The sequence below is a fragment of the Acinetobacter sp. UBA2063 genome (assembly GCF_002333245.1).
Classification (GTDB): domain Bacteria; phylum Pseudomonadota; class Gammaproteobacteria; order Pseudomonadales; family Moraxellaceae; genus Acinetobacter; species Acinetobacter parvus.
In genome coordinates, this window is sequence record NZ_DDAH01000179.1 from 24,759 (window position 1) to 32,201 (window position 7,443).

Sequence of the window (7,443 nt, forward strand, 5' to 3'; positions counted from 1 at the left end):
CAACCGTTAAAGTCGTTTGTTTTTCATCAACAACCTCGTAGTTTTCCCCATACAAACCGGTCAGGCTAAAGTCCTGCCAGATTGGCTTTGCCTGTGCGAAAGCTGCTGTAGATACCAATAAACAAGTCGCTGCAAGTTGCTTCAATTGCATTTAAAAAATCCCCCCCAAAATGGCGTGTCAAGCATACAAGGAATTAAGCAAAAATAAAGCCAAATTTGACCAACTACTCAAAAAATTTGTATGGAACGGCAAATCAGGAATGAGATGGTATTAGGCTGCTTTTTGATCAAGTTTTAATAAAAATGTCAAAAATCAGCTTGCATATTTGTGATGAAAGACAGATATTGGAGTTATACAAGATTTTCTTAACTACTGAAAAGCAACAGATGTGAAGCAAGGAGACCACAAGCATTTACATAATCAAAATATACAACTGCACTGAATGAATGCATGCTCAAAGCGTGCTAAATAAAAAAGTTTAGTAGAACCGTCTCACAGAAAAGAGAGGAAGATATTTATGAATATTGAAGTCCGTACAGATAAGAACATTCAAGGTGGCGAACGTTTAATTAGTTATGTCCGTGCAGAACTTATGCAAGCATTCCAACGCTATAGCGAACGTATTACACATTTTTTGGTTTATATTAGTGATGAAAATGGGGAAAAAAAGGGCGATGATGACAAACGTTGTACGATCGAGGCTCGTCCAGCAGGCCTGAAACCTGTTGCTGTGACAAACAAGGCGGCAAATGTTGATGCCTCCATCCACGGTGCGATTGATAAACTAAAACGCAGTTTGGAACATTTATATGAGAAAAAAGAACATCATCGTGGTGGCTTGCCAAAATATATTGATGTCGATGATGACGTAGACCTGAAAGAAGCATAGGTAGATATGCATAAAAAAAGCCCAAAGTGGGCTTTTTTTATGTGTGTATCAAATTTATACATGATTTTTGGGCTGTTTTATAAAAACCTGTTGGGATATTCGGCATAATAGAAACATTAAATATATTGTGAGAATTGGTCATGTTAAGCAATCAGCATCAGGCCTTGGTGCAAGCCATACAACAACTCGATTTAGCCCAAGTGCAATCTTTACTTGCTGAAGGACTCGACCCGAACTTTATTGATCCAGAACATGGTTTCCCAGTCTCTATTTTATGTGATGGCTTATTTGTCTGGTGGGAGAATGTCTGTGAAGCTTATGAAGCAGGTCAGCCATTGACTGAAGCAGACAAACAACAACAATTACAAGTTTATCAAGACATTTTAGAAGCATTAATTCAAGCGAAAGCCAATCTTCATTTATGGGATGCCGAGGAATTTTATGGACCACTTTGGGATGCGGCAAGCTCGGCCTGTGTGCCTATGGTACAGCGTCTACTGGATGAAAAGGTGGATCCAAATACTCGCGATGAAGAGGGTCTCACCATTTTGTCATCCATTAGCCAGTTATTCTTTGACTGCGATTTTGATGAAATTGACTGGTCGGAGTCCTTGCAGGAAGAGCGTGAAACACTAGAATTGCTACGTCGCCATGGCGCAAAAATGTCAAAAGAGTTAACGGCATAAGCCTAGCCAGTAGAATGAAAAAGGGGAGAATGATGAAAACACGTCAAACATTGGGCTTTATTGCAGCCTCAATGATGGTCAGCACAGCTTTTGCGGCGGATTTTTCTTTTGACCGCCCTAGAGCTGGCATGGGCACGGGGATTACACCAGTGGGTCATCTGGCTTGGGAGCAGGGATTGCCTTCTGTCAGCTATCAGCAGGACAATGTCGCTGGGGCAAAAGACAAAACCCTAACACTCAATGCTGACATGCTGTTGCGTACAGGTTTAACCGATGGCCTTGAACTCCAGTTAGGCTGGCAGGGACCTGTCTGGCAGCAAAACAAATATGCGGGCATGAAAAAGGAAACTCATGGTTTGGGTGATGTCAGCATTGGCTTGAAAAAGGCGATTGACCTAAAGGATGACCGTTTAAGCATGGCGTTGCTGGCTGAGGCGGTTATTGCAACGGGCAATGACGAGTTCACTGCACATGACGATATCTATAGCCTGACTTCGGCAGTGGCGTATGAGTTAAGTGACTTGGTTGGTACATCCATTACCATGCGTTATGAGGCGCAGAACAGTGATTGGGCAGTCACCGCCGTTCCGACCATTGACTATAAAATTGCAGGTAAATTGTCTGGTTTCTCAGAGTTTATCTACCGTAAGGCGGAAAGTCAGGACTATGAATATGGTTTAGGTACGGGTCTGGTTTATGCCATCAATGACCGTGCTCAAGTGGATGCCAGTGTTGGTGTCGATTTAAATGGCAGTGGCAAAAGCTATAACGGTGGTTTTGGCGTTTCGGTCCTATTCTAATCAAACCTCTCTCCATGTTCCTCCCTTGAATTCCTGTTGCGCATAGGGAGTGCTGGAGAGAAAGCAGAGAAAACATAATGAAAAAGTGTGTTCAGGGCGGCTACAGTTTTCAGCTGATCCGTTATTTTCTTGGCAGTTTACTGTTGTTATGTGGGACACTCATCCATGCCCAGGATAATGTTTTAGCGCCATTGCTTAGCTCAGAACAGGCTTTTACTTTTTCGGTTGAATCAACCAAAAACAATGAGGCACGCCTGCACTGGACCATTCAGCCCAACTATTATTTGTATCAACACAAATTTGAGGTTCAGCAGGGCAATAAAGCGGTCGCCTTGAATTTACCCAAGGCGGTTGACCAGTATGATGAAAATTTTGGTCATACCCAGGTGTATTACCAGCAGGTTGAATTCAGTATTGCCACGCAGGCATCACAACATTATCGGGTGAGCTGGCAAGGCTGTGCCAAAGACCGTATCTGCTATCCACCGCAAAACATTGAGTTCCAGACCGATGCCGATGGCTTGGTCAGCATGGAAAATACAGGTTTAAACTCACAAAAACGCTTTCTGGATGTCGCTCGTTCCGCCAATGCCTTAAATGCCCAGACAGCCGCAAATGACAGGGCGGAAACATCAGACGCTACCGTTTCTATATCTTCCAACAATTCAACTGGTATGGCGCAAGATCAGAAATGGTCAAGCACGCTGGAACAACATTCCCTTGCCTACAGCCTGTTGTTGTTTCTCGGTTTAGGTATTTTACTGGCGTTTACGCCATGTTCGTTGCCGATGCTGCCGATTTTGACTTCATTGATTGTTCGTGAACATAAAGGGGTCAAGGCATGGACAATTGCACTGACCTTTGTGCTGAGTATGGCGATGGTCTATGCGGTACTTGGCCTGATCGCCTCGGCGGCTGGACTGAACTTCCAGCGCTGGTTGCAGCAGCCTGCCACACTGGTTGCTTTCAGCCTGTTGTTTGTACTGTTCGCCTTAAACCTGTTTGGCCTGTTTGAGATCAAGCTACCGCAAAAACTGCTTAATCGGCTGGATCGTATGCAGTCGGTACAGCAGGGTGGAACCCTGATTGGTGCCAGTGTCATGGGCATGATCTCCGCCTTGCTGGTTGGGCCGTGTATGACCGCACCCTTGGCAGGCACACTCCTGTTTATTTCCCAGACCCAAAACCAGTGGCAGGGCGCATTATTGCTGTTTACGCTGGGTTTTGGCATGGGGATTCCACTGTTGCTTGCCAGCGTGTTGGGGGCGAAAGCCTTGCCGAAAGCGGGTGAGTGGATGCACCAGATTAAGGTGATTTTTGCCTTTTTGATGTTGGCTTTAAGTATTTATTTTATCCGTCCGTTGTTGCCTGAATTAGCGATTCAAATACTTAGTCTTATATTGGGCATGGCATTTATTGGTTTCGCGATATATCGTCTGTTTGTGAAGAAAGGACAATTACAGTGGTTATATGCATTGTTGCTGATGATCTCAGTTCCGTTTTTAGCTTTTAACCAATATCAACATATTCAAAATTTAAGCGCAGTTCAGGCAGATAAATTAGCAGAGTGGCATGTCGCAACAACCGCTGTTGAGTTTGAGCAGATTCTAGCTAACGCACCAAAAGATCAGGCCGTTGTGATTGATGTATATGCAGACTGGTGTGTGGCTTGTCAGCCGATTGAACATCGCATCTTAAAGGATGCTGAGGTGCAACAGGCTTTAGCTCCTTACTATTTGATTAAACTGGATTTAAGCCATTATGATGCCTCACATCAGGCACTGCTCAATCAATGGGATATTTTAGGCCCACCGACCTATCTATTCCTGAACTTTCAACAACAGGAAATCCGTCCGCTCCGTTTGACAGGCGCATTTAAAAAGAACGAATTATTACAACAACTCACGACATTAGACAGAAATTTTAAAGCTGAACCCAACAGCTAAGGTTAGTGCTGTTGGATGAGGAACTGGTGGTTTGGGACAGTCTGGCCATCTGTGAATATGTGGCACGGATTGAGCAAATCTGGTCTGAACGTCCAGCTGAGGACAGCTTTTTATGTGGTGAGTTTAGCCTTGCCGATGCATTCTATGCACCTGTGGTGATGCGCTTTGAGTGTTTTAAGCTGCCATTATCGGCGTCAAGCCAGGCCTATATGCAAAAGATATTGTCTTTGGCATCCGTGCAGCAGTGGATTGCGGAAGCCAGACAGGAGCAGATGTTTGTGGCGTTTGATGAGCCTTATCGAAAAAGTCGTGATGAATATTTAAAACCCTAAAAATCTGGAAAAATTGATAAATAAAGCCTAGGGATATATCGAAGTTGAATAGAACTCCAACCTGCATAATATGAAAAATTTCCAGCCATTTCCCCTAAATGGCTGGAAATACCTTTAATCAATGGCAAGATCAGTAAAGATTTTCACCTGATTCCGTCCATCTGCCTTGACCGCATATAAAGCCTGGTCGGCCTGACTAATGATTAAATGGGGTTCATCCGCACTCACTGAACTGCTAATGCCAAAGCTGGCGCTGACCGAAAATTCCTGCTGATATTCCGTGATAAAGTTCAGGTGGGAGATTGCAAGACGGCAGCGTTCCGCCACACTTTGTGCCTGTGCCTGTGCCTGTGCCTGTGCCTGTGCCTGTGCCTGTGCCTGTGCCTGTGCCTGTGCCTGTGCCGTCGTGGTGTTCGGCAGTAGCAAAATAAACTCCTCACCACCAAAACGCCCAATCATATCTCGGTCACGTAAATTATTCGCCAAACATTTTGCAACATTGACCAACACTTGATCACCCATGCTGTGCCCAAACTGGTCATTAATATTCTTAAAGTGGTCTAAATCGAGCAACACCACCGAATATAAGGCTTTGCGCTGTTGATGCAGTTGCTCTAACTGATTTGCAATACTGCGTCGGTTCAGTACATTGGTGAGGGGATCAAGACGGCTGAGGAGCTGAATGGCGGTTTCCCGTGTGCGCCACTGGGTCAGCAAAACCTCAAACAGGAATAGGCAGGCCAGCATAACCGGAACAAGGAAGAACATCATGCTGCCCACCCAGAAAGGATGCATGGCAACCTTGTTGATTTCCGCCATCTTAAACAGAGGGGCGTAGGTGAGTGCCCCGATAATGCTCATATAATTGCAGAACAACAGGGCAATGGTGGCAGGCACAAGGGCGTAGTAAATCATTTTACGGTTAAACAGGATCAAGCCCACACCCACCACGCTGACATAACCCACCATGGTTGCTGGACTAAAGCTTCCCACCAGATAGCTGTTATGGCAAAGCATTGCGGTAAAGACCTGCACCGTAATGAGGGGAAGAAACTCCTTTGCCCATTTCCGATCCCTATAAAAGTGGCAGGGAAAAATGATGGCCACTAAAACCACAAGCATAATCAGGCTGGTCCATAACTGAGACCAGACCAGGTTTAAATGTACCCATGCTGAATATGCTGGATGGGTGAGGATAAAAATATCCCAGCTGATCCAGAACAGGTTCATAACAGCAGCAAGTATCAGTAATAAAATACTTTTTTTAAGTATGGTCCAATTGACTACAATTTGATGTTCCAAAAAAAGCCTGAGGCCCCATCTCTTTGTGTCAGTTGACCTATTAAAACGAATCTTGACCATTGGCATGCATCCTTATATGCAATGAGATTCCGTAGAAACTGTAGAGTTGTCCTCAAAATATTGAAGAATAATAATTAAAATAACAATAACATCTTTGGAATGAGAAAAAAGTCTAGCTCTAGGCTTTTTAATGCAAATTATAACGGGAAAATTTTTTGAAAAAAGGGGGGTGATGTGAATATCCAATCAGATTTATTTTATGATGACAAAATTAAATTAACAGTGACAATGGTCAGCCATAGCTGACCATTTTTGCATAAAATTTAAGCGGCCTAGTCACGGTCAAGTGAATGGGCGAAATCCGCAATATCCGCCAGTGCCTGTTTTGCTTCAGGGAACCATGCATTGAACATCTGGAAATTATGCCACATGCCTGTGTAAAGTTTAAAGTGTACTTTGACTCCAGCTTTTTCAGCTTTTTCTCTAAAGCGTTTTGAATCATCCAGTAAAATTTCTTTTGAACCGACTTGCACCAGTGTTGGCGGTAAGCCTTTAAGATCATCAAATAGAGGAGAAACACGCGGATCATCCGCTTGTACACCATCTTTTAAGTAATGATTAATTCCTGCTTGTAAGGCTTCAATAGAGAGCAGAGCATCATGTTTTTGGTTAAAGCGTAATGATTCACTGGTGAGGGTCAGATCTAAATAGGGTGACATTAAAATTAAACCGCTTGGCATGAGATCAGGTTGTGCTTTTAATCGTAAGCACAATGCCAACGCGAGATTGGCACCACAAGAATCCCCCGAAATAATAATATCTTTGGGTTGGATACCTTGTACCAGAAGCGCCTGATAGACATCAAAAATGGCGTCAATTGCCTCAGGGTAGGGATGTTCAGGCGCAAGCGGATAATCCATATGAACCACTTGCATTTGCGTGCGCGCAGCAATATCAGTCATGAGGGCCCGATGCGTACTTAAACTCCCCAGGAAAAAAGCACCGCCATGAATATGAAAAATAAGTTGTGTGGCAGACGCTTGTGCCTTGATTTCTTCACCACGCACGCCTGCTAAGCGCAATGGTCGAATTTGTACTGTGGGATTTTGGGGGAATAGACGACAAAGTTGGTCTAATAAAGGTCGCAAAGCATTCGGGGCTAAATTAAACTGACTCGGCGTACGAATGGTCGCTTTTAGTAATGATTCAGTAAAATAATATTTCCAAACAGTACCAAATTTCATAATTTTTCCATATTGTTAGTTCAGTATATAACTAAGAGAGTTTTGACTCATGTGCCTTGCGCTGTAATTACAGCAATGTTTTGTTGTTGCTCAGGCTATACCCAATAGTCATAATCAAGCATTGCAATATTGATAGAAATTCTCAATACTCTTAGTCTTGAAAAGACCCCTTAAGGATATTACAAAAATGAAGAAAATTGCTTTAGCATTTGGATTGCTCGGTTTAACAACTTTTGCCAATGC

General features: G+C 43.6%; 6 protein-coding genes and 2 pseudogenes. 5 read left to right on the forward strand and 3 right to left on the reverse strand.

Annotation, left to right across the window (positions count from 1 at the left end):
• Positions 1–151 (reverse strand): annotated as a pseudogene (locus B4H32_RS08760) (ion channel protein Tsx); the annotation flags it as partial.
• 367 nt (positions 152–518) lie between these two features.
• On the opposite strand from B4H32_RS08760, the gene B4H32_RS08765 reads away from it, so the two are divergent.
• The 5 genes and pseudogenes from B4H32_RS08765 to B4H32_RS08785 all read left to right on the forward strand — a co-directional run.
• Complete coding sequence (locus B4H32_RS08765) at positions 519–890, forward strand: HPF/RaiA family ribosome-associated protein (RefSeq protein ID WP_004683572.1); 372 nt, start codon at positions 519–521, stop codon at positions 888–890.
• Between the two features lie 140 nt (positions 891–1,030).
• Complete coding sequence (locus B4H32_RS08770; protein ID WP_004683570.1) at positions 1,031–1,576, forward strand: ankyrin repeat domain-containing protein; 546 nt, start codon at positions 1,031–1,033, stop codon at positions 1,574–1,576.
• A gap of 32 nt (positions 1,577–1,608) precedes the next feature.
• Positions 1,609–2,376, forward strand: a complete 768-nt coding sequence (locus B4H32_RS08775) for a transporter (protein WP_034422671.1) — start codon at positions 1,609–1,611, stop codon at positions 2,374–2,376.
• 77 nt (positions 2,377–2,453) lie between these two features.
• The gene (gene dsbD, locus B4H32_RS08780; protein ID WP_004683567.1) at positions 2,454–4,322 is read left to right on the forward strand and encodes a protein-disulfide reductase DsbD; all 1,869 of its coding nucleotides are present in this window, start codon (positions 2,454–2,456) and stop codon (positions 4,320–4,322) included.
• Positions 4,291–4,654, forward strand: a pseudogene (locus B4H32_RS08785) (glutathione S-transferase); the annotation flags it as partial. The gene dsbD and the pseudogene B4H32_RS08785, both read left to right, overlap by 32 nt.
• Positions 4,655–4,768: 114 nt before the next feature.
• Here the strand turns inward: B4H32_RS08785 and B4H32_RS08790 are convergent.
• Together B4H32_RS08790 and B4H32_RS08795 are read right to left on the reverse strand one after the other, a co-directional pair.
• Positions 4,769–6,016 (reverse strand): GGDEF domain-containing protein, encoded by a 1,248-nt coding sequence (locus tag B4H32_RS08790; protein WP_286802183.1) that lies wholly within the window; start codon positions 6,014–6,016, stop codon positions 4,769–4,771.
• 272 nt (positions 6,017–6,288) lie between these two features.
• Positions 6,289–7,200: an alpha/beta hydrolase gene (locus B4H32_RS08795; RefSeq protein ID WP_004679056.1), complete on the reverse strand. Its 912-nt coding sequence runs from the start codon at positions 7,198–7,200 to the stop codon at positions 6,289–6,291.
• Positions 7,201–7,443 lie beyond the last annotated feature (243 nt).